This is a genomic window from Clostridium manihotivorum (genome assembly GCF_004015185.1).
Taxonomy (GTDB): Bacteria; Bacillota; Clostridia; order Clostridiales; family Clostridiaceae; genus Clostridium_AR; species Clostridium_AR manihotivorum.
The window spans coordinates 3,643,179-3,667,711 of the sequence record NZ_CP025746.1 but is presented as its reverse complement, the minus strand read 5'-3'; the positions used below and the strand labels follow the sequence as shown (position 1 = coordinate 3,667,711).

The window sequence follows — 24,533 nt, the reverse complement described above, 5'->3', positions numbered from 1 at the left end:
TACTCAATTTGAGCATTTTGTTCTTTTATTTGATTAGATAAATTTTTGATAACATCAGTTACTTCATAAATCCATTCGTTATAGATTTCAATTATTTGGCCTTCGCTCACGGAAGTCACCAGCTTATAATTAGTTTTTTTTAGACAGGCTTTATAATATCAAAAACTAACGATAAGAGAAAGGGTTTTGTGGAAAATAATTCTATAATATTTATGCAGTTATTTGAATACCTGAATAATTACTTTCTTTGTTACGATTTTGTGGGATAATATGTAATGTTTTTAAATTTAGTGACAAAAAGCATAACAAAAAAATAGGGAAATCATTACAGTATTTGACATAAAGGGATATATATAACATGATACAATGAAGTTGTTAAATTATGTTATAGGGAGGGTTTATATGTCAAATACAAAAAACTTATTTCACTACTATTGGTTATTTGTTTTTTAGTTTCTTCAATGCAAATACCTGTTTTTGCTAAAGATAACAAGAGTAATAGTTGCAATGCTGAAAATAGTACTAATACATCTGTTGTAAAAAATCAGAAGTCAAAGAAGATAACAAAAGAATTGACAAATGAAAGAACAGAAAACAGCAAAAAATTTCAAAAGGAAGATGGAAGCTTTGAAGTAGATCAATACAACTCAGCAATTCACTATCAAGACGGTGGTCAGTGGAAAGATATTGACAATACTTTAGAGGAATCGAAAGATAAAGATGATGATGGAAATAATGTATTGGAAAATAAAGAGAATAACATAAAGGTTAAAATTTCAAAGAATTCATCTTCAAAGAAGCTTGTACAAATGAAAAAAGATAAGTACGAAATAAACTGGAGCTTATCAAATGTTCAATCATCAAAAGCATCGGTGGTTACTGCAGATGAAAATAAAATAAATGATGATATAGATAAAAGTGTAGAAAATGAGGTTAATAACGATAAGGAGTTGACAAAAGTAACCTCAGATGAAAAACAACAGATAAAGGAAGATTTGAAGACTAATGAAAAAATTAAGGATTTAAAGAATATTACTTCACAGGTAAATTTTCAAAATGTGTATGACAATACGGATTTGCAGTATATTTTAAATGGTAGTGATATTAAAGAAAACTTAATTATTAATAAATATAATGATAATACTAGCTTTTCCTTTAACATAAATACAAAAAATGTTACGCCAATTTTACAACAAGATAAATCAATAATATTCTTTGATTCTAAGGACAAGTCAAAAAAAGTATTTCAAATAGAAGCACCTTATATGTATGATAAGGTAGACAACTCCAGTGATAAAATTGAGGTAGCTATTAATCAATCTAAGGACGGATATTTATTAACCTTAACTCCTGATAAAACCTGGTTAAGTAGTAGTGATAGAGTATATCCAGTAACCATAGACCCATCAATGCAAACTTCATTAGATTCTAGCAAGATTCACGATACTTTTGTAGCATCAATTGATACTGAAAACAAATGCAATAATCAATATGTGAGGGTTGGTCTAACACCAGGTAATGTAGGCACTTGTAGAACTTACATTAAGTTTGATTTACCTACACTCTCAACTGGAGATATGATAACAAATGCCCAATTGAACTTACTTCAATGCTCAGATGTAAGCAGCGTAGCTTCAAATCAAGTAAATGTCCACAATGTAACTCAAAACTTTGATACAAGTAACTTGACTTGGAGTACACAACCAAGCTATGATTCTCATATTGAGGCCTTAAATATGATTACAAGTAATCAGAATCAATGGGTAAACTGGGACGTTACTAGTATTGTAAAGCAGTGGTTCACAACTGGCAATAATTATGGAATTATGTTGGAACAAGATAATTCTTCAAAGTACACTGCCTTCTGGTCTTCTGATATGAATGATGCTTTTACCTCCGCAAGACCAATGATTTCTTTCAACTATATAAATAATAGTGGAATCGAGAACTACTGGACATATCACTCTCAAAATGTAGGGAGAGCCGGTACATCCTATATTAATGATTATAATGGTAATCTAATATTTACTCACAATGACATTGATATGAGTGGAAGCAGAATGCCTGTATCAATAAATCATGTTTTTAATAGTAATGATATTACTACTTCTAATATAGGTTTTGGATCTGGATGGAGACTTAATATAAATCAAAGATTAGAGAGTCAGACCATAAATAATACTCAATACTATAAGTATACAGATGAAGATGGTACTAAACATTATTTTCAAAATTCAGGCTCAATGCCAATAAATGATGAATTAAATTTAGGACTCTCACTAACAAAAGAAGGGGATGGATCTTTATCAATTAGCGATAAGAAAAATAATAAGATAAACTTTAGTTCCTCAACTAATGACTTAAATTATATAAAGGATGCTAATGGTAATACTATTACATTTACTTATGGTGGAACCTCAAGTAGTGGAGTTAGGAATATTACAAAAGTCACAGACGGATCAGGGAGAGTTACTTCTTTAAATTATAATTCTTCTGGAATACTAACATCAATTCAAGATACAGCAGGTAGGACTACAGCTTATAATTATGATGGAAATGGCAATTTAACTACAATTACTTATCCAGATAATAAATCATCCAGTTACTCTTATGATGGTAATCATAATTTAGTTAGTGCAACAAATTATGATGGATACAGAATCTCTTATCAATATTATGGGATTGCTCCGCATAGAGTAAGTCATCTTTTAGAATCAAATACCAATGGAGCCTTAGGTGATGAATTAAGCGTGTCCTACGGGAATAATAGCACTACATTTACTGATGTTAAAGGAAGAAGAAGTATATATCAATTTGATAATGTAGGAAAGACCCTGTGTATGAAGGATGCAGATGGCAGTGCTCAGTATTATAAATATACTGACAGCACAAATGCTTCAAAGGTAACATCAGAATCAAAGCTTGAAAAGACTGTAATTAACTTACTTGCAAATCATGATGCTGAAAACTCAGATTCATGGGGAGTTGGTACAGATGGTGGTAGTGGATCAAGCAGTTTTACATCAGCAGTTAGTTATATGGGCAATCAAAGCTTAGCGATAAATAAGACAGATAATGTAAGTAGACAGTATTTTGATCAGTGGAATATATTGAAGCCAGGAAAAACCTATACTTTTTCAGCTTATGTAAAGACTGTAAATGTATCTAATACTAACGGAGAAGGTGCGGTAATAAGTTTTTATTATAAAGATAAATCTGGTAACTATCAGCGTATAGATTCTAACTATTTAAATGGAAGTAATGACTGGCAGAAGTTACAAACGACTTTTAATCTTCCTATGGATGCAGCGGATTACAATGTACTAACTAGAGTTAGTATGCTCCAAGAAACTGGTACAGCGTATTTTGATAGTATGCAATTAGAAGAAGGTGGTGTAGCAAACAGATATAACTTAGTAGATAATGGTGATTTAACAGGAGCATCTGGAACACCTAATAGATGGAATACTATTAGCACAGGAGGCTCTGATGGATTAGTTTCTACTAGTGATTCTGATCACCCAGCAAACCTAGATAATTCTGTATATCAAGTAAGTGGTTCTTATGGAGTACAAAAGAAATTAGGTCAATCGATTAATATAAAAGGAAAAGCAGGAGATATTTACACAGTTGGTGCTTGGGCAAAAGCGTATTCAGTTCCAAGCGGTACTTTTCAGTTGCAGGCTGTCTTTAGCGGTTCAAGTGGAAGTCAAAGTGTGAATTTCGATTTCAACAAAGACTCTAATGATTGGCAATATATATCTGGAAGATGCGTAACTAATTCAGATTATTCAAAAATAGATATATTTTATGTATATGGAGATAATGCAAATACTGCATATTTTGATGGAGTCCAATTATACAAAGAAGAGTTTTCGAAGAGTTACCAATATGATTCAAAGGGTAATTTAGTATCCACTGCTGATCTGGCAACACAAAACTCTAAGTTTGAGTATAATGGCAATAATGACGTTTTAAAAGCTGTAGATCCAAAAGGTAACTCATTTAAGTACGAGTATGACAGTAAACATAATCTTACAAGAGGAACATCAGCTGCTAACGTAAATTATAGCTTTAATTATGATAGCAATGGAAATGCAGTTAGTGCAAGAGTAGGCGATGGAGCTGACTATATTCAAACAAAAGCTGATTATACTTCCAGTGGTAACTATATAAAGTCTTTAACAGACAGTATGGGTAATACAGTAAGTTATGATTTTGATGAAAGCAAAGGGTTATTAAATAGTATAACTGACCCGAAAGGAAGTAAGACAAGTAATACTTATGATAGTGTTGATAATCTAACAAGTACTAGTAAGAATGTAAGCGGACAGCAGATAACTAATAGCTATGGTTATCAGAATGATAAAATAAGTCAGATTACCCATAATGGCTTTAACTATAATTTTGCTTATGATTCTTTGGGCAATAATACCAGTGTATCTGTAGGAAACCAAAACTTAATTACTAATACCTATGAACCAAGAACTAGTTTATTAACAAAATCCACTTATGGAAATGGACAATCGGTAAGTAATTATTATGATAATTCTAATAGAATTTTATCGAGGAATGTAGGTGGTAATACTACTGTTGGAGTTACGTATGATGCACAACTTCAAAATATAGGATGGCAGAATCCTTGGTCAAGTGACAACAGTTTAGCTGGGACAACAGGTCAAGGGTTAAGATTAGAGTCTTTAAAAGTTCAGCTAACCAATGCACCTTCTGGTATGAAGATAAAGTATATGGCTCATGTTCAGAATGTAGGGTGGCAGAACTGGGTATATGATGGAGGTATAGCAGGGACTGTTGGACAATCACTAAGTATAGAGGCATTAAGAATTCAACTTGAAGGAGCTCCAGAAGGTTATAATGTAAGATATCAAGTATATGCTGATGGTATTGGATGGATGGATCCTGTATCAAATGGTGATATAGCTGGAACAGTAGGACAGAATAGAAGGATAGAAGCTATAAAGATATTTGTAGAGTTGCCGAGCTATACTTATCAATATGATGCTGCTGGTAATTTAGCTTATAAAAACGATTTAGAAAACCACGTTAGTTATAGATATGTATATGATAATTCTAATAGGTTAGTAAAAGTTTCTGATTCATTTGAAAATATAAGTTACAATTACGACAATAATAATAATATTAGCTCTATAAACTACAATTCATCTGGCAAATCATACACCGTAAACTATAGTTATGATGCTGATAATAAACTAAAGAGTACTACCTATGGAGCCGACGAGTATGATAATAATTATGATTCTTTGGGAAGGTTGACAAACAATGTTATAAAGACAGGAGCTACTCAGTACAATGTTAATTATAGTTATGCTCCAGGGGCTATGGCTTCAGGTATCGGGGTAAACTATAATGGTTATGTAGACACTGTGGGCTGGCAAAAAACAAAATTAGATGGTGAATTATCTGGAACTGTAGGACAATCCTTGAAGTATCAAGAAATCAATATGAATTTAACTAACGTTCCTACAGATACAAATAATCCTCTGAATAAAATGAAAATTCAATATCAGACCCATGTATCTAACATAGGCTGGCAAGATCCTGTTTATGGAGGAACAAATGCAGGTGCTATAGCTTCAAACTATCAAATTGAGGCAATAAAAATAAATTTAGTAAATGCCCCAGCAGGTTATCATGTTTGGTATCAAGCTCAATTACAAGATAAAGGATGGACAGAACCAGTACAGGACGGAGCTATGGCAGGGACTACAGGTCAGAGCCTAAGACTTGAGGCTTTAAGAATATATATAGTTAAGCCAGGATCAGATTCCAAGGATTCCAATAAAATAGGTACCATTAGTAATAATGGGAACAACATAGGTTACACCTATGATGCCAATGGAAATATAAAAAGTATATCACAAAATGGACAAACCATATCTTATACTTATAATGAGCTTAATGAAGTTACAAGAGAAGACAATCAAACATTAAATTATTCTATGGTGTATAGCTATGATGCTGGTGGAAATATTGTAAGTAAAGTACAGTATCCATACACAACAGGAAATTTAGGAACTGCAACAAATAATGTTAGTTACAGCTATGGAGATGGTAATTGGAAGGATAAACTAACTTCTTACAATGGAAAGAGCATAACTTATGACCAAATAGGAAATCCATTGTCTTATAATGGTAATACCTTTGGGTGGAAGTCTGGAAGACAACTAGCGTATATGATTTTAAGCGATGGTCGTGACGTAGGCTTTAAATATAATGATGCAGGAATAAGAACAGAAAAGCGTGTAAATGGAGTAACTACAAAGTACTATCTAGATGGAGATAAAGTAATATCTCAGCAAGATGAAGAAGGTACAAGCATAAGATATAATTACGATGCTAATGGAAAACTAGTTAGCATGATACTAAACGGCACAGAATACTTCTATGTAAGAAATGCCCAAAGTGATATAATAGGCTTAATAGACACTTCAGGAAACCAAGTAGTAAGTTATACTTACGATACTTGGGGAAAACTTATATCAATAACAGGAAGTCTAAAAGATACTGTAGGAGTTAAAAATCCTTATAGATATAGAGGGTATAGGTATGATACCGAGACTGGATTATACTATTTACAATCAAGATATTATAATCCTGAATGGGGTAGGTTTATTAATGCTGATTCAGTAGCTGGTAGCTTAGGTGAATTATTATCCCATAATGTATTTGCATATTGTGGTAATAATCCGGTTACTAGATTTGACCCAGATGGATATGACTGGATGGATAATTTAATATCTTGGATGTTTGGAGAATCTGGTAAGAAACCATCGCAATCTCAAAAGATGTGGGAAGCATATTTTGCAGGAATTCAATCTGCCATAAACAACTTCGCTCAAGAAATTAGTTCGATGGTAGAAGGCTTATGTCGTAGTATAGCTTCCGAAGAAAGAATAAATGAAATTGTAGGTGCATGCTCAGAATTTAATTGTTTCGTAGCAGGAACAAAGATTCAAACGGAAGATGGTATTAAATCAATTGAGAATATAAAAGTTGGGGATGAGGTTTATTCTGAAAATCCAGAAACAGGTGAAAAAGAGTATAAGAAAGTGAAACAAACCTTTGTTCACGAATTTGATACACTTGTTCATGTAAGTATAGGTGATACTAAAATAGATTCTACAGAAGGACACAAGTTTTGGGTGGTCGGAAAGGGATGGATAGAAGCTAAAGACTTAAGACAAGGAGATAGCTTACTAGAGTCTTCAGGGAAAATAATAAATGTAACAGATGTTCATATTGAAAGGCTTAAGGAAAAAGTTAAGGTATATAACTTTGAGGTTGATGATTTTCATACTTATTTTGTATCGAATTTAGGTATATTGGTCCATAATACATGCAATGTACCAGTCTTTAGAGGAGGTAATAGTATGACAGTAAAATTAAATGAAGTCAAAATTGATAAAATTACAGGCTTACTGAAGACAACTCATGGAATTTCAGTAAATATTAATGCAGATAAAGTCTCAAGATTTGGTGGAGCTTTTAGAATAGATAAAATACCAGATGGATTAGATGTCATACAGAGAGGTATGGATCAAGGGCATTACGAAATAGTACCATCAAGATCAATGTCATTAGACGAATATCAAGATTTGTTAAATAAAATAGAATTATTTCCTATGAATTAAATATTAAATGAGGTGATCAAATGAATCAAATTGAAATATATTTTATGGATAATTCTGAATTAAGTGAGTTTGAGGCTAATGAGAAGGGGTATAGATTAGATGTATATGTGCGAATTGATGATAAGTTATATAATTTGAAGATATATGATATGATAAGATTAAAGCAAGATTTTTATGATGAAATTGAACAGCAATCTTATTATTCAATTGAATCTAATTTAATTATAGTTAAACAAGTATCAAAAAAAGAAATATGCATTACAATAGAAGGGTTATTTAAAGAAAGATACTTTGATGATTTAAAACCAGTTAGTGATTTTGATATATCTAGGTTAGTCAAAATTAATTAGTTTAGTGAATTAGTTAGAATCTCAATGATTAATTATAACAAATTTAAATAAATATTTAAAAGGGCAATATCAATAAGTATGATTTTTTCTATTATAATTACTACAAACTAATATAAATTGAAGAAGGTGCCAATGGATTGTAAAAATCTGCTGGCATTTTGTTTTTAAGCTAACAATAAAATAAATGAAAATATTACTAGTGTATATTGTACTTAATTTTTATTAAAGATCAATTAGTTCAGGTATAGGTATGATACCGAGACTGGGCTATATTATCTGAATTCGCGTTACTACAATCCTGAATGGGGTAGGTTTATTAATTCGGATGGAGTAGCTGGACAAACTGGTGAACTGTTATCTCATAATATGTTTGCATATTGTAAGAATAATCCTGTGAATATGCATGATAACGATGGATATAGGCCTAATTATATTTGCAATGATGGTGGAGAGATAGGCATAGCTGGAGATAGTATAGGTTCTACTTTTAGTAAGATATCAAATAACAACGGTTCGAACAAAGTACTTGATAGGATTTCATCAGTGGTAACGTCCCTCAGAGGTGGGATTGCTGGTGGTGTAGGTGATTCATTTATAGGTAAAGGTGCTTCTACAATTGTATCAAAGATAACAAAACCAATTGATTATCTTTTCTCTATTCCTAAAGTTGCGAAAATAAGCTCAGGTATAGGAAAGGTAGGAATACTAAATACTATTGCTCTTGGCTTTAACATAAGAGATGATGTATCACATTACAACAAATGGGATGCAGCTGGTAGAGTAGTTATAGATTTAATTGGATTTGTCGGAGTAGTGGCCTTTGCAGGTTTAACAGCAGAAATATGGGCTCCTACACTTGCAGGTTTTTTAGTAGGATCATCAATATCAGTAGCAGTTGGAGCAGGTTTGAATTTTATAACTACAAAATTAAAAGATAACTTATTCCAAACAAAGAAGGAATAAAGGTTTTTGATAACATTTAAAAGGAGGTACAAATGAAATATAATAGAGGTTTAATGAATCAAGTTTTTGTACTGCTTGGTGCGTTGGGATACTTGGGGTTAGCATATCTACCAATTGAGTTTAAGTCAATATTTTTTATTGCTTCTACTTTTGTAACCATAGTGTATTTGGCTCAAAGTATTCGAAAAGGATATGGTAAACTTCATATTGTTATGAGCTTACTAGCTTTATTATTATTTATCTCACTGTTTATTCACTATTTAGTAATTTGTAAATACATAGAACTTTCGTACGTAGATAATTACACTTATGTGTTTTCTACAATAGCTTTTGTTTCTATGTTTATTATTGCAGCAGTTAATTACTTTAAAAATGTGGGGAAAAGAGAAAGTTTTTTTATGAAGATATTAATAATAATATTAATAATACTACTAATATTATTATTAATATTAGTAGTATTAAAAAGATACAATTTTTTACCCAATTAAATTCAAACAACAATATTAGTTTTTTCATTCAAAAATATATTGAAGCTAATAAGGTAATTAAGATTAGGTATATAATTGTAATTTTAAAGATTATTATAACAACAAAAAAACCTCAAGTACTAATAATACTTGGGGCTTTTGTTTATATGAAAATTAGTGGCAAAATTACAAAATAAGTATGAGAATTAGCGTATCATTAGAAAAACAAATGAAAACTAGTAGAAACATATCTTAAACCAATGAAAATACTTGATGTAATGGAAAACTAATGGTTCTACAAGTTTTCTAAATCATTGTAGAAACTAAGCTGATTTGGCAACAGCTTTTGAAACGGACAGTTCTAAGTTCATTAGTATTAGCAATGGTGTACTGTGGCTAGTCTAACTAAGCCAGTGATACCAATGAATTTCAGGTTTGAGAAAATTGGATAGATACCAAGACTTTGGAGTTTGGGTAAAGGTATGATACCGAGACTGGATTGTATTATCTACAATCAAGATATTATAGCCCTGAATGGGGTAGATTTATTAACGCGGATGGTATAGTTGGCACTCCTGGTGAGCTTCTATCTGCGAACATGTTTGCTTATTGTTTGAATAACCATGTGAACATGGCTGATTATAGTTGTAACTGTCCTTTTGTACTTATTTTCTTCGTAGAAGCTTTGGGTAGCAGCTGTGGAAGTAGTAGCAACAGTTTTATCGGCACCTGTAGTTGTAGGTGGTGTATTAATTTGTGCCACTGGACTACTGATATACTAGGCTTATCAATATTATAAGAGTAATACTATAAAATATTCTGATTCAGAAACAGGTTCTACCAATAAGAGCGTTAATAAAGGTAAAGGAAATACTTCCAGTATTCCTAATAAAGGATAGGAAGAAAAGGTGATTTTTTTGAAGAACATAAGTTAATGTTCTACGTGCTGTCTCATACGTAATAATAGATAAGAGAAGTCAAAAGGTATATAGACTTCTCTTAATTGTTTAGTTAGAAGTTTTCTAAGATCTAGAAACTGAAAACCTCATCTGGCTTGCCAGATAATATGTTTGAGTATATAGCTTCGCCATGTTGAAGATAAAATACTTCAAAAATTGGATTGTCAGCTGTTTTATAACCTTTTGCTACTAAAGGGGCATTATCTATAACTAACTGCTTTTCAGCCAAATCTTTAGCAAACTCAATTTTCCCGCTTAGTCTAACTGTTACAAAGTCTGAAGTTGTTACTATAAATTCAACATAAGGATTTCCTTTAAGTTGAGCAAATGCTTTTTTTGTATTGGCAGTGGTGAAATAGAATTTACCATCTTTTATTAGATGAATATGATGAGGTCTACCATGAGGTTTGTCATTCTCAGATGTAGCTAAAATGCCTATATTGTTCTTTTCTAAAAACTCGATTATCTTGTCCATATGTAATCTCCTTAATGTAAGTAATTTTATAAATCATTCCAAGTAAACAATAGATTTATAAGTTGAGCATGATTTAATTGGATGCAATTTACTGTGATAATAATATAACATAGTAATTGTAATAATGCAATTAATATTTTTTGTAGTTGCGGTTTATGGATATATAGTATAATAATGTTAGTTGTTGGAGAATTATAGGAAAAGATAGATTTGAATTTTCGAAGGTAATATACAGTAAATAGATTAATTTAAGAGTTAGCTTCTGAAAATATGATTTATATACCATAATAATTAGAAAAGGGAAATAATCCTATGGCGTAGCCAGAAATTATTTCCCTTAAAAATCTTATTTAGTTATCTTGCTTGCAACTTCATCAATAAGCGCTTTTCTATCTTCACCTATTATATTGATAAGCTTAACAGGCATAAAACCATTTTTGTAGATTCTGTCTTCATTCTTTTCTATAAGAGTAAGAATGGTACTCTCAAATTTTTCGTAAGTAGTTAAGCCCTCTCTATATGAATCAACTACATCTAATAATTTTGTTGCTAATTCTTTAGGGTTTTTGTACACTGCTTTCATACTTATACTCCTTTTTGTATAGATTATGTATGCTGAAAATAATTTGTTAGTATAATAAATTATTCTTATACTACATATTCTTAGATATTACATAAATATGATACATTGTTTATAGGCTTATTGCAAATAAAAGCTTAAATTATTTTGTTCTTTAGGAAATTATATTTGGGAGAACGCTGTAGTTAAGCATGTGTAAGTGAATATGACTAATTTGAAAAGAGGTATAAATAAAATTGAGTAACAATATAGCATATTATTTTTTACTGCCTAGGAAATATATAAAAGTTCACTGAAGAAGGTAGCTTCATAAACCTTTTTACAGTATAAGGTTGATTATTTTGATTATTAAGCAAAGGTGGAATAATTGTGAGACTAAAATTAAGTAGCTACTCAGTACAGTTAAAATAATCTGTTGGCAGATTGTACTGAGGCTAATAGAAAGATTTGCTAGCAGTTTTAGCTGTACTAAAGATGTACTGCTTTAATGATGGAAGATTTGCAAGGAACATATATCTTATTGTATAAGATTTAGAATTGTTAATTTCATTATGAGGTGATGCATCCTATATTTGATTCTAAATAAAATTAGAGGGAGTACAGTTATGAATCATTTTTTAGATATTTTAAATAAGAGAAAGACACTTACAAGCGCTTATATTTTTATAGGAGTAGCTATAGCTTTTCTTAATACTTATAGTGCTAGCTATCTTCAAAAAGTACTAGATGGTTTTGGATATGGAACACTTTCAGCAAAGGTCATATTAATTTATGGAGCTATATTAATCTCTACCTGTATACTTAATTATATAGACGAGTATCCTAATAATAAGTTGTCTAACGGTATTTACTTGGATTTTAAGCTGAAGGTTATGAGAAAAATAAGTACTATAGATTATAGTAACTATCAGACTCTCGGAACCGGAAGTCTTATTCAGCAGGTTGAAAATGGAGCGAGTTCTGGAAAGAGTATAATTTTTGATTTCTATTTTCAAATGATTCGTGAGCATATTCCAAGCGTAATTTTTAGCTTGATTTTTATAGCAGCTATAGACAAAACTATTATGATTTATATACTGATAGGCTATATTTTAGTATTTATAGTAACTAAGGTTGTAAGCGATGGAACAAATACCGTCATGTAAATAGACCTCTAATTTGATATGCTTTATTAAAGCAATCAGATTGGAGGTTTTAATATTATATCTAAGAATGAAAATTATACTCTCTGGGAGCAGAGAATAAATGAAAAAAATAAAAGCGGTCTAACAATCAAAGAGTGGTGCGAAAAGAATGGAATCAGTAGACATAAGTACAATTACTGGAATCACCTATTGATAAAGAGAAATGAAAAACCTGTTGAAGAGACGACCTTTACTGAAGTTACAACAATTCTTTCAAAACCTGATAATACAAATTCAAACCCAAGTAAATCTGATGATTTTCAGATACTTTATAAAAATATACAAGTTACTGTTCCTAGTAACTTTAATCAAGATTCTTTAGCAGGACTGATGAAGGTTCTGCAAGACTTATGATGAATCATATAGCCGATGGGGCGGAGCACATCTATCTTGCACTCGGTGCCACCGACTTCCGCAAGCAACAAAACGGACTTGCCGCATTGGTTTCATTAAAATTTAATCTTAATCCTTACTCTGGCACAAGTGTTTTCTTATTTTGCAATAAAAGACATAGCTGTCTTAGGGCACTTCGATGGGATAAAAACGGCTTTATATTGGTTACAAAGTTTCTTTGTGATGACATGAAATTTCAATGGCCTAAAACAGAAGGAGAAGTACGTGATATAACAAAACGACAAATGGAATGGCTTCTAGATGGTTTACAAATTGATCAAAAAAAGCACATCGAGAAAGTATTGATACTGCAGGAATGATTTTCTAAAAATGGCTAAAAAGCTAGTAAATAGCCGTTTTTCTGGTATAATATAAGTAGTTAATTAACCAGAAAGGAGCCTTGAATCATGCAGTTTTTAGATAGCAAAGAGTTACGAATTAAAGAACTTGAAAATGAAAATAGAAAGTCGCAGGAAAGGTAACTATGCTAGAGCATGATGTTGAACTTCTCACTCAAGCAGTTTTACATGCATCAAAACAACGTTTTGGAGCATCAAGTGAAAAAACTCCTCAAATAGAAGGACAATATTCTTTTCTGGATGAAATAATTGATCCTATTATAGATGAGGCCAAAGTTATTAATATAAAAGAACATAAACGACCTGTGAGAAAAAAAGGCGACAGAGAAAAATTGATTAAATCATTACCACATGAAATAGTTGAATGCGTTATTAATGAAGAAGAAGCAGTGTGCAAAATATGCGGAAGTTATCTTAAAGTTATTGGTAAGAAAAAAGTAAGATCCGAAATGGAATATATTCCAGCAAAGCTTATAATCAAAGACTATGTTCAATACGTTTATAAATGTACTGAATGTGGAAAAAATGACGTTAATCCATATGATTCTATATATTGTGCACCTGTGCCAGCTCCAGTGCTTACGCATTCCGTAGCATCGCCTTCGATTACAGCGTGGATAATGTATCAAAAGTATATGATGTCAGTACCTTTATACCGCCAAGAAAAAGACTTTAGAAGAATGGGTGCAGAGCTTAAAAGAGATATGATGGCAAACTGGATAATACGAAGCACTGAATATTGGCTAAAACCTCTATATGAAAAGATGCATGAACAATTATTAAAGTGCAGTATTATTATGAGTGATGAAACTACTTGGCAGGTAAACAAAGAGAAAGGTAAGAAGGCATCTAGCAATTCATATATATGGATACATAGAAGTGGCAACTGCGAAAGCTTACCGGTAATTTTATACCAATATACCAGAAGTCGTTCAGGTGAACATGCAAAAAAATTTCTTGAGCAGTTTAAAGGGTATCATGTCTCCGATGCATATGCTGGATATGAAAAGGTTGAAGGAATTACTAGATGCTTATGCTTTAGTCACCTACGAAGATACTATCTGGAAGCTATTCCTTTAGATTCTAGAAAAAAAGAGATTCCGAGCTCTGGCGGAGCGGTCGGCAGGGCTTATTGTGATAAACTCTTTAAACTAGAAAGAAAGTGGAAACAGCTATCTCCAGATGAAAGAAAACAGAATAGACTTATCTATAGTGTCCCTATACTGGATGCCTTTTTTGCATGGGCAGAAAAAACATTTACAACACAAGATATGTTGAGAAAGGCTTTAAATTATACACTGAATCACAAAAAATATTTTACTAACTTCTTGCTAGATGGAAGAATACCCCTATCTAATAATTTATCAGAAATCGCTGTAAAGCCTGTAGCAATTACAAGGAAAAACTCATTGTTTTCCGATTCGGTAGCCGGGGCGGAAGCATCCGCAATTGTATTTAGCATTATAAATACAGTCAAATGCTAATAATTTAGATCCATATAAATATCTGCATTATATTTTTTGCCAGTTACCAAATATTAATTTTGCATCGAATCCATGTTTACTTGAAGAGTATTTACCATGGGCGGAGAAAGTACAAGTTCAATGCAAAGCAACTACAACAGAAACTACTCCAAAGGAGGAAAAAACTAGTGAGTCAGCCTAATATAGATTTCATGATGACTATGACCAAGGATTTTCTAAACGAAAAAATTGATGAAATAGCTTATACGCTTGATTTTCCATATGAACTTGAAAAAAGATACAAGAAAATGCACAAAGAAGATGATGATTATGCAGAATTGATTTATGAATGCCTTTATGAAGAAGGCATATGCTTGTTCGATGACCTATCAGATTCGGAATTTAAGAAACTTATTCGAAAACAATATAACTATATAAAGCAAATTGCAAAAGAAGGATTTTATTAAAATATAAGCTTCACAAGTTTTTGTGAAGCTTATATTTTTCAATACGGTATATGTTCCATCGCTTACACTAAGGTTTTGCTCAAATATCTTTACAGCATTAAATCCGTTATTCTAAATAATGAAGAGATATTTAATAAATATTTAGTAAGAGGATTTATGGAGTTTGTTGTTTTTAGGGTAAATAATAAGTTTGCAAAGGAAATAAGAAAGGCTGAATATGCTTCAGAAGAAATAGTTAAATCAAAAACTAAGATGAAGATGATACATGAAGCTTTTTTTGCTATTTTTGCAGCTTTTGTAATTATAATTAAAATAATTTTGATTTATATTAGCTGGAAAGAGGACAAGATGTCTGCAGGTGCATTAATAGCTTTACTTACTTTGATTGATAAAGCTTATTCTCCAATTGCTATATTTAATGTACTATTTGTTCAATACAAGCTAGATAAGACTTCCTTTCAGCGTTTAATAAATATACTCAACATGCCAGATGAAATAAATCTAAATTCAGGAAAAGTTCTTATGTCCACAGAGGGAAATATATACTTTGATAATGTAGGGTTTTCCTATAATAATAAGAATATATTCAAAAAGCTAGAATTAAGAATTGAATCAGGTAGTGCAATAGCCCTAGTAGGAGAGAGTGGAGCTGGTAAATCAACCATAGTAAAATTATTATTAGGACTAGTAAAACCTAAAGAGGGTAAGATTTTTATAGATAGTTATGATTTATCAGAGCTTAGATTATGGAAGTACTATGATTTTATTTCATATACTTCTCAAGAGTCTCCTATCTTTAGTGGTACTTTGCGCGAAAATATTATCTTTGATAAAGAGGCTTCAGATAGCGAGATAATAAAAGCAATGTATCAGGTCGGATTAGAGGATTTTTATAAAAGCTTACCAATGGGGCTGGATACTGAGGTTGGTGAAAGAGGAATAATGTTATCAGGAGGAGAGCGACAAAGAGTTGCTTTAGCTAGGATATATTTTTCAGAGGCAAAGATTGTTATTTTAGATGAGGCCACTTCGGCTCTAGACAACATTACAGAACAGTTAGTTATGAGAAGGTTAAAAGAATTCTTAAAAAATAAAACTATAATCACAATCGCACATAGATTAAATTCCATAAAGGATTATGATGTAATATATGCATTTAAAGCAGGGGAAATTGATGGACTGGGTAGCTTTGATCAATTAATTAGCGAAAGTCAGTACTTTAAGAAGCTTTGGAATAATGAAAATCACAAAAATTATTATATATAATGCTAATAAAGGATGTATAAAAATGGATGATATATTATTTGGAATGCCAACCTTAATAGAATGTGATTCCTTAGAGCAATGTGTCTATCTATGTAACAGTTTAGGTCTGGATTTTATTGAGATAAATATGAATATGCCTCAATACCAACAATGCAATATGGATATAGAAAATATGAGAGAAATGATGAAGAATAAAAATATATTTTTCACTTTACATCTTGATGAAAATCTAAACATATGCGACTTTAATGAAGCTGTTTCAAAGGCATATTTAGAAACCGTTAGAAGCACTATAGAAATTTCTAAGGAACTGAAAATACCTATTATTAATATGCATATGGCTAAAGGAGTGTATTTCACACTACCATCAAAAAAGATATATCTATTTGAAAAGTATAAGAAAATATATTTAGAAAAATTACTTTCATTTAGAGAATTATGTACAGATTTGATCGGTGAAGAAGATATAAAAATATGCATAGAAAATACCAATGGTTACGAAGCTTTTCAAGAAGAAGGAATTGAGTTGCTCCTTGAAAGTAAGGTATTTGCTTTAACCTACGATATTGGACATGATCATAGCATTGGTGGTAAGGATTCGGCATTTGTTAGAAGAAATATTGATAGATTAATTCATATGCATGTTCATGATGCTACAGCTAATAAGAATCACCTAGCTTTAGGAACAGGTGAAATTGATGTAGCTTCTAAACTAAATTTAGCCAAAGAGAATAACTGTAGATGTGTTTTAGAAACAAAGACAGTAGAGGGACTTAAGCAATCTGTTAAATACATTAACTCGTATTTTTAGATAGTTGTAGTAAAGCTTAAGTTTATAAGTTATAAGTTTTATGAGTTTTAGAAGTTATTATAGAGTGGGATAGAAAATTAAATCTATCCTACTCTTTTTTATCTTTGAACTTAGGATACGTTAAAGTATGGTTTTTAAATTAAGTGGTCAGTCATCTGATCCTTGAGCAAAGAATTAATATGATTTTATCATATACTTTTAAAAGCTACTCTAGAGCCCAGAAAAACTTTTAAAATGGATATCTTAAAAAGCATATTTACAAACAATAAAAGCTATTATAAAATGGTATACGTTGAGTAAATCATTTACACTGTGTAAACTATGGAGGACATAATGATTAATAAAGTAAATAAAAACAAATACCCATTGCTAATTTTGATGCTTAATCTATTTATAGCACTGCTAGGCCAAGGAATGGTGATTCCTATATTGCCTGATTATTTAAAGCAATTTAATGCTGGTGGGGCAGCAGCTGGGTACTTAGTTGCAGCTTTTGGAGCGGCGCAATTTATATTTTCTCCTATAGGTGGAAGGCTTTCAGACAAATATGGAAGAAGAAAATTGATATTAGGTGGCTTATTGCTAACCGTTATTTCTGATTTCATATTTGCTATTTCTCATGTACTATTGGAGCTTTATATTGCACGTTTTATAGGTGGCATAGGATTGGGTTTAATGGTGCCATCGGTTTTGGCTTATGTTGCAGATATGACTACAAAAGAAACTAGAGCGAAAGGAATGGGATACTTAAGTGCCTCAATGAACTTAGGTATGGTGCTTGGACCAGGTATTGGAGGAATAATAGCACAGCTTGGAATAAGAGTACCCTATTTTTTTGCTTCTGGATTAGGCCTTGTAGCAACGCTTCTTACAATAATTTTGCCAGAAACACTGCCGCTAGAAAAAAGAACTAAAGGAAGGTCTGGTAAAAAAGAAGATTCTATAACCAAACAACTTGTACAGTCTGTACATACACCATATTTTAAGTATCTGCTTTTAATTTTTGTAATGACTTTCGGACTTGTGAACTACGAGACTGTATATTCTCTATATGTAAAGCAAAGATATGGACTAGCAGCTGATAAAATCTCTATATTGATAACTCTTGGTGCAATAATAGGAATTGTAACTCAAGTGGGACTTATTGATAAGGCTATTAAGAAGTTCGGTGAATATAAGTTGATTAAATTTTCGCTTTTAATGTCTGCTGTAGCTTTATTTTTGATGCTTGTGAAGGTTAATTTCTTATATCTTTTAGTGATTTCTTCTGTGTTTTTTGCATTTAACTCTTTCTTGAGACCTACTGTAAATACTATGCTAGCTAACGAGGCTGGAGATCAGCAGGGATTTGTATCTGGGCTTAATACTACTTATACTAGTATAGGAAATGTACTTGGTCCAATACTGGCAGGAAATCTGTTTGACAAACATATAAACTTACCTTATACTGTGGGAGGTTTCATATTGCTTGGAACTATATTTTTAACTAAACAAACAAAGAAACCACTTATGAGTGAGGTCGTTGAGAATGAGTGATAACTGGCATCAAAATGTGAAGAGTAAAAATCGTGAAGAAATAATAACTGCAGGGAGAGCATTATTTCTAAAGCATAACTTTATAAATGTAAGCATAAAAGATGTTTGTGAGTTAGCAAAAGTAAGTAGGGTGACCTTTTATAAGCATTTTAAGTCAATAGAGCAGTTAATATTTGAAGTACAGATAGATATACTTAAAAATATGACTGAATTTATAAAAGAGAATTCCCAAAATGGAATAGATGGAAAAGGTAAGCTTAAGAAGATGCTTTATTCTTGGGTAAACTTTGCTAAAGAAAATAAAGATCAAATGAAGTTCATCACGCTTTTTGACTTGTATTATGAAGCATATGATTCAAATGAAGAACTAAAGATAAGTTATGAACAGTTCGTTAAAACTGATAATAAATACTTCTTAAATATCCCCATACTACAAGGTATTAAAGAAGGAGCTTTTAGAGAAGATTTAAATCCAGTAAAGACAGGATATTATATATTTCAAACTATCATGGGAGTCTTGCAAAGGATGAGTTATACAAAAATTCCTGAAGACTATGAGATGGTAACTTTTGATGACATCACAGATTCTGTAATAGATATGATTATAGGTTCCATAAGTAATATAACCTAAAAAATGCCTGCTTTGAAAAATTTAAAAGTAGATGTATAAAAGACTCACTGAAGTGATTTTCAGTGAGTCTTTTATATAAGCAAAGTTATTGTTCTTGTAGGGAATCCAATGGAACATCTTGTCTATTGGTAGGTTCGCTTATTGGATGAATGCATGCCTTAGATGCATTACTATCCACGCTTTCAATGTATACTGGTTGACCATTATGAGTTACGTCTATCATATCTTCTGAATCAAGAATCTGCTGTGCTCTTTTTATATCCATACTAAAGTCTCCTTTTCAATTTAATTGACAATAGTATTTTTACTTAAATCTTATAAAATATTCGATAGTGAGCAGTTTTATTAAGCTACAGGATATATCCTAAAGAATATAGCTCTAGCAATAGGGCCAACTATAATCAATTGAAGAGGTAAAGCGCATATAAAGTTTTTCCATAGAGAACCTACAAAAACTAGCGGTAATTCTGAGTTTATTCCTTGATGCATGGTTGAAACAATTAAAGTTATTGAAAAACACATACCGCATACCATAAAGAAAGAAGTAAGTAAGATCTTCTTTATTAATGGAGAGTTTTTGTCTATTAACTTTGAAACAAAAAACTTAGCAATCTTTCCAACTATAAACCAATCTATAATCAATGCAATACATAGAATAGGTAAAAATCCTACTAATACATCTTTGACCAAAGAGGAGGTTACTCCTTCTCTAAGTAATACATTATAAATAGACATACCAAAAACCATTAAAGCTGCGCAAATTAGTGTAAATATAAAATTTTCTTTCTTATTCTTTCCCATTAAAAAAACTCCTTATTATTATATTGTCATCTTGGTTGACAATTGATTCTATCACGAGATTGTCAAGAATGTCAACTGAGGAGACAATAATATTTTTTATAAATTTACATGGAGGATAGAGGTGTGGATAAGTATTTATGATAGCTTAAATGTAGATATGGGAGGAAGAACAAAAAAACAAAAGTTATGAGGTCTGCCATATGTTCCTAATGTACATTCGAAGCATATTCGCAAAGAAGAATCGTTAAAGAAGGCCATATTAGTGATTCTCTTCGTTGTGTGGAAAATATAAAACTGAGCTAGTTTATATGGATATATGGCATAATAATATGTTAGTATAAAAGTAAAGTGATATAGCAATTATTTCTTTGGTAGAAGAGAAACCTGAGGTGTATAAAAATGAATGAATACTTAAAAGAGCTTAATTTGATAGATTTAGTAAGTGAAAAGCATAAGAGATTGAGAAGTGAGGTTATGAAGCGCTGGATAGATAAAGATGGAGAAGAAATAACTGATACTGAGTCACATTTTCTAGCAATGTTAAATAAAAACAGTATGACTATTGCGCAGGCCGCGAGGAAAATAAGAGTGTCTAGGCAAGCAGCTCATAAGTGTGCTATGAAATTGATTGATGAAGAGTACGTAAAAGTAATTCCTATTGAGGGAAATAAGAAGGAAAAATTAGTGCTATTAACAGCTAAGGGCCAATCTTATTGCGACGAGATGTTAAAGATAAAAAAGAAAATAGAAGATGAAATCAGTTTAAGGATTGGAAAAGATAAAACTGAAGAGTTGAAGGTACTGCTTAGAACTGACTGGATTGATGAGTAAGTATTACTATGTCTTAGTTGGTGCCAAAATATGAATTGATAGCATTTTTAAAATGATAAGTATGTTTAAAAATAATGCTGATAAAACTTTATTTTAGAGGGAAGTTTAATGACTTCCCTCTAAATACATTACTTTCTAATTCCAGTTTTATCGAATATAATCTTTAAATGTATTTCAGTATAGACAATACATGCTATGGCAATCACTAACAAACCCATCAAGGATATTCTTAGTGATAGGGATATATTATTGATATATAGATATCTAAAAAATATAGAGAAGGGTATAAAAATAATACCACCTATGAAAAGCATTTTGCCACAGAAACGATTACCTTCCTTCCATGTTTCTTTATTTTTCATTGCAAATGGCGTTTTATATCCAAGACTGCTATTTATATTCTCTGGCGGATATTTCATCAACATCCATCCAATTAAGGCAAAAACTAGTCCAATAATGAAACTCACCAAAATACTCATATAACATCACCCCACCTAATTCATTCAATATTATTATACCACATATTTACATATATTATTACCGGCTGGCAATACTTTATAGATTCTTTAATTATTATAGGTTTTACACATGGCATTTTGCAACTCAGGTATCCATGTACCACTTGGAAATAAAATAAACAATTGAGGAATTTAGATTATTTGTAAGAATTTATTTAATAAAAATTAAAATTAGATTAAAAAAGCAGTTTTTGTGTCTAAAAATGTAGAATGAGTAAAAAAAATAGTTTATAATAAAGTTGAGTGAAAATTCAGTGAGTTATTGAAAATATTGATGGGGGAGGGGCTATTGATATCTTTAAATTTCGTTAGTAGGACAAGCTATTTAACTAAGGAGGGACTATAATGAAACTAAAAAAAAATTAGTGGAGTTTTAGTAGCTGCTATGGTATTGTCATCATCATTTGGTTGGACGAGCTATGCAACTACAAAGGATCAAAGTGTTAGTACAACAACTGATCAAAGTGGAACAAAGAGATACATAATAAAGTTCAAAGCTAAAAGTGTAAACGGTAATCAAATAGTTTCAAAGTATAATGGTAAGTTTAGACGTCAGTTTAAGAATGTTGAAGCAGCTGTTGCTGATATTACAGCACAAAATCTTGCGAAAATTAAGAGTGATCCTAATGTGGCATATGTAGAAGAAGATCATGTGGTAAAGGCGGCTGCTACAACCACAAGCACTCAAACTAATTGGGGGGTTACTGATATTGGTGCACCAGATTCTTGGCAATCAGGGTTGACAGGCAAGGGAATTAAGGTTGCAGTTATAGATACTGGTGTTGCTACTCATTCAGATCTAGCTGTTGCTGGAGGAACAAATGTAATAAGCGGTGCTAGTACAACATCTTATGCTGATGATAATGGTCACGGTACACATGTTGCTGGAATAATAGGAGCTAAAGGAATAGATGGTGGAGTAGAAGGTGTGGCACCAGATGCTTCAGTTTATGCTGTAAAGGCTCTTGATTCAACAGGAAGTGGGTATACTTCTGATATAATTTCAGGCATAGACTGGGCTATTGACAATAAGATGGATATAATTTCTATGAGTTTGGGGGCAAATGAGTCGGATATATCACTACAAAATGCAGTAGATACTGCTTATAACTCAGGGATACTTGTAGTTGCTGCCGCTGGAAACGATGGAAGTGCGGATGGAAGTGGAACTAGTATAGACTATCCAGCAAACTACTCATCAGTTATAGCAGTAGGTGCCGTGGATTCTTCAAATACCAGAGCATATTTCTCTTCCACAGGAAGTAAGCTAGAAGTAAGTGCCCCAGGAGTTAATATATTAAGTACATATTTGAATGGTGGATATGCTCAAATGAGTGGAACTTCCATGGCAACACCTTTTGTAGCAGGAGATTTAGCTTTGTTAAAGCAAAAGCATCCAACTTATACTAATGTGCAGCTTAGAAATCTTTTAGATAGTGGAGCTGTAGACTTAGGTACTTCAGGTAGAGATTCTTTATATGGTTATGGTTTAATTAAAGCTCCTACTGGTACAAGCCAAGTGGTTATGCCTAGTGCGCCAGTAGCTAATTTAGCTTCAGGAAGCTATACATCTGCTCAAACTATTACTTTAACTGATTCTACTCCAGGTGTTTCTATATACTATACACTAGATGGAACAACACCTACAGCAAGTAGTTCGTTATATACTTCGCCTATTACAATTAGTTCAACTGCAACATTAAAGGCTGTAGCAATAGATAGCAATGGTAATACTTCAAGTGCATTAAGTAATACTTATACAATAATAGCGCCTGTTGTTTTACCAGCTAAACCAGTAGCAAGCATACCAACTGGAACCTATAATTCAGCTATATCAGTTACTTTAAGTGATAAAACTGCTGGAGTTTCAATTTACTACACTGTTGATGGTTCAATACCAACTTCGAAAAGTAATTTGTATTCTACTCCAATTACCATAGGAATAACTTCAACCTTAAGGGCAATAGCCATAGATTCAAATGGAAAAACTTCAGAAGTTCTTACCTTAAATTATAAGATAAATACTGCTTTAGCAATACCGACACCAACTGCAAGTGTGCCAGCTGGAACTTATAAAACACCACTATTTGTACAGCTTTATTCTAAATATCCAGGATATTTGAAGGCTTATTATACTTTAGATGGAAGCACTCCAACTACTAAGAGCATTCCATATGCAGGATTCATAAGTATAAATTCATCTTGTACTTTAAAAGTTATTGCTGTTGATATTTATGGAAATACTTCAGGAGTATTAAGCAATCAATATACTATTATTAAGCCGCCTGCAAATCCTATAATCAGCCAAAGAAGTGGTGTTTACAAGGTAGCACAAACTGTAGCCTTAAGTGATAATACTCAAGGAGTATCTATTTATTATACTTTAGATGGAAGTATTCCTTCTGCTAAGAGTAATTTATATACTGGTCCTATTACAATAAAAAGTACTGCTACTTTAAGAGCGATAGCTATTGATAAGAATGGAGTTACTTCTAATATAGTAGCAGAGACTTATATTATTAGAAAATAGAAAAGTAGAATTAATTAAGTATTAACTTTAGGCGCTGTTAAAGTATTGTGTTGAACATAGCTTAATTTTTAAACTCACTGAAGGAGGCAACTTCAGTGAGTTTTTCATTTTATCGGCGAAATTTGAGGAAACTTATGATATAATTACTAATAATTACATTACATAATATAAAAGTTTATGACTCTTAAATCAATAAAGTTACAAGAGATAAGATAATTATATAAGGATTAATTAAAGAGTTTCCATATTTAAACGTAATAGTTGAGTTAGAAACTC

20 protein-coding genes and 3 pseudogenes are annotated in these 24,533 nt (G+C 31.7%); 17 read left to right on the top strand and 6 right to left on the bottom strand.

Going from position 1 to position 24,533, the window contains the following annotated elements:
* The first annotated feature begins 461 nt into the window (after nucleotides 1-461).
* The 6 genes and pseudogenes from C1I91_RS16580 to C1I91_RS29005 all read left to right on the top strand — a co-directional run.
* A complete protein-coding gene (locus tag C1I91_RS16580; RefSeq protein WP_128213855.1) occupies nucleotides 462-7,673 on the top strand; it encodes a polymorphic toxin-type HINT domain-containing protein in 7,212 nt (2,403 codons plus the stop codon).
* 20 nt (nucleotides 7,674-7,693) lie between these two features.
* Nucleotides 7,694-8,023, top strand: coding sequence for a hypothetical protein (locus C1I91_RS16575; protein WP_128213854.1), 330 nt, complete (start codon nucleotides 7,694-7,696; stop codon nucleotides 8,021-8,023).
* A 276-nt stretch (nucleotides 8,024-8,299) separates the two neighbouring features.
* Nucleotides 8,300-8,380: pseudogene (locus C1I91_RS29805) on the top strand (RHS repeat-associated core domain-containing protein); the annotation flags it as partial.
* Between the two features lie 9 nt (nucleotides 8,381-8,389).
* Nucleotides 8,390-8,986 (top strand): hypothetical protein, encoded by a 597-nt coding sequence (locus C1I91_RS29600; protein WP_420808431.1) that lies wholly within the window; start codon nucleotides 8,390-8,392, stop codon nucleotides 8,984-8,986.
* Nucleotides 8,987-9,018: 32 nt separating this feature from the next.
* Nucleotides 9,019-9,474: a hypothetical protein gene (locus tag C1I91_RS16565; protein WP_128213853.1), complete on the top strand. Its 456-nt coding sequence runs from the start codon at nucleotides 9,019-9,021 to the stop codon at nucleotides 9,472-9,474.
* 478 nt (nucleotides 9,475-9,952) lie between these two features.
* Nucleotides 9,953-10,036: pseudogene (locus C1I91_RS29005) on the top strand (RHS repeat-associated core domain-containing protein); the annotation flags it as partial.
* A 3-nt stretch (nucleotides 10,037-10,039) separates the two neighbouring features.
* Here C1I91_RS29005 and C1I91_RS29000 read toward each other — a convergent pair.
* From C1I91_RS29000 to C1I91_RS16550, 3 genes are all read right to left on the bottom strand, one after another.
* On the bottom strand, nucleotides 10,040-10,216 hold the full coding sequence (locus C1I91_RS29000) for a hypothetical protein (protein ID WP_238476073.1): 177 nt from the start codon (nucleotides 10,214-10,216) through the stop codon (nucleotides 10,040-10,042).
* A gap of 266 nt (nucleotides 10,217-10,482) precedes the next feature.
* A complete protein-coding gene (locus C1I91_RS16555) occupies nucleotides 10,483-10,887 on the bottom strand; it encodes a pyridoxamine 5'-phosphate oxidase family protein (RefSeq protein WP_128213852.1) in 405 nt (134 codons plus the stop codon).
* Nucleotides 10,888-11,233: 346 nt separating this feature from the next.
* Complete coding sequence (locus C1I91_RS16550) at nucleotides 11,234-11,470, bottom strand: TIGR04540 family protein (protein ID WP_128213851.1); 237 nt, start codon at nucleotides 11,468-11,470, stop codon at nucleotides 11,234-11,236.
* A 602-nt stretch (nucleotides 11,471-12,072) separates the two neighbouring features.
* Here C1I91_RS16550 and C1I91_RS16545 point away from each other — a divergent pair.
* The 9 genes and pseudogenes from C1I91_RS16545 (at nucleotide 12,073) to C1I91_RS16505 (ending at nucleotide 19,577) form a co-directional block, all read left to right on the top strand.
* Complete coding sequence (locus C1I91_RS16545) at nucleotides 12,073-12,612, top strand: ABC transporter transmembrane domain-containing protein (protein WP_128213850.1); 540 nt, start codon at nucleotides 12,073-12,075, stop codon at nucleotides 12,610-12,612.
* 39 nt (nucleotides 12,613-12,651) lie between these two features.
* Nucleotides 12,652-13,005 carry an IS66 family insertion sequence element accessory protein TnpA gene (tnpA, locus tag C1I91_RS29800; RefSeq protein ID WP_420808470.1) on the top strand — a complete coding sequence of 118 codons (354 nt, stop codon included), beginning with the start codon at nucleotides 12,652-12,654 and terminating at the stop codon, nucleotides 13,003-13,005.
* Nucleotides 13,002-13,364, top strand: a complete 363-nt coding sequence (gene tnpB, locus C1I91_RS16535; protein WP_128213849.1) for an IS66 family insertion sequence element accessory protein TnpB — start codon at nucleotides 13,002-13,004, stop codon at nucleotides 13,362-13,364. Before tnpA ends, tnpB begins: the two co-directional genes overlap by 4 nt.
* Before the next feature lie 87 nt (nucleotides 13,365-13,451).
* A pseudogene (gene tnpC / locus C1I91_RS16530) lies at nucleotides 13,452-15,068 on the top strand (IS66 family transposase).
* Nucleotides 15,055-15,333, top strand: a complete 279-nt coding sequence (locus C1I91_RS16525; protein ID WP_128212955.1) for a hypothetical protein — start codon at nucleotides 15,055-15,057, stop codon at nucleotides 15,331-15,333. The pseudogene tnpC and the gene C1I91_RS16525 overlap by 14 nt, the downstream one beginning before the upstream one ends.
* 156 nt (nucleotides 15,334-15,489) lie before the next feature.
* Nucleotides 15,490-16,599, top strand: coding sequence for an ABC transporter ATP-binding protein (locus C1I91_RS16520; RefSeq protein WP_128213848.1), 1,110 nt, complete (start codon nucleotides 15,490-15,492; stop codon nucleotides 16,597-16,599).
* A 22-nt stretch (nucleotides 16,600-16,621) separates the two neighbouring features.
* Complete coding sequence (locus tag C1I91_RS16515) at nucleotides 16,622-17,410, top strand: sugar phosphate isomerase/epimerase family protein (RefSeq protein ID WP_128213847.1); 789 nt, start codon at nucleotides 16,622-16,624, stop codon at nucleotides 17,408-17,410.
* Nucleotides 17,411-17,743: 333 nt separating this feature from the next.
* A complete protein-coding gene (locus C1I91_RS16510) occupies nucleotides 17,744-18,946 on the top strand; it encodes an MFS transporter (protein WP_128213846.1) in 1,203 nt (400 codons plus the stop codon).
* The gene (locus C1I91_RS16505) at nucleotides 18,939-19,577 is read left to right on the top strand and encodes a TetR/AcrR family transcriptional regulator (protein ID WP_128213845.1); all 639 of its coding nucleotides are present in this window, start codon (nucleotides 18,939-18,941) and stop codon (nucleotides 19,575-19,577) included. The genes C1I91_RS16510 and C1I91_RS16505 overlap by 8 nt, the downstream gene beginning before the upstream one ends.
* Nucleotides 19,578-19,662: 85 nt before the next feature.
* On the opposite strand, the gene C1I91_RS16500 is transcribed toward C1I91_RS16505, so the two are convergent.
* A complete protein-coding gene (locus C1I91_RS16500) occupies nucleotides 19,663-19,842 on the bottom strand; it encodes an H-type small acid-soluble spore protein (RefSeq protein ID WP_128213844.1) in 180 nt (59 codons plus the stop codon).
* An 80-nt stretch (nucleotides 19,843-19,922) separates the two neighbouring features.
* A complete protein-coding gene (locus tag C1I91_RS16495; protein WP_128213843.1) occupies nucleotides 19,923-20,378 on the bottom strand; it encodes a DUF2798 domain-containing protein in 456 nt (151 codons plus the stop codon).
* A 399-nt stretch (nucleotides 20,379-20,777) separates the two neighbouring features.
* Here C1I91_RS16495 and C1I91_RS16490 point away from each other — a divergent pair, with 399 nt between their 5' ends.
* Nucleotides 20,778-21,209, top strand: a complete 432-nt coding sequence (locus C1I91_RS16490; protein WP_128213842.1) for a helix-turn-helix domain-containing protein — start codon at nucleotides 20,778-20,780, stop codon at nucleotides 21,207-21,209.
* Nucleotides 21,210-21,337: 128 nt separating this feature from the next.
* On the opposite strand, the gene C1I91_RS16485 is transcribed toward C1I91_RS16490, so the two are convergent.
* Nucleotides 21,338-21,688 (bottom strand): SdpI family protein, encoded by a 351-nt coding sequence (locus C1I91_RS16485; protein ID WP_128213841.1) that lies wholly within the window; start codon nucleotides 21,686-21,688, stop codon nucleotides 21,338-21,340.
* Between the two features lie 430 nt (nucleotides 21,689-22,118).
* Here C1I91_RS16485 and C1I91_RS16480 point away from each other — a divergent pair, with 430 nt between their 5' ends.
* Entirely contained in the window at nucleotides 22,119-24,257 is a 2,139-nt protein-coding gene (locus tag C1I91_RS16480; protein WP_238475805.1) for a chitobiase/beta-hexosaminidase C-terminal domain-containing protein, read from the top strand.
* Nucleotides 24,258-24,533: the final 276 nt, after the last annotated feature.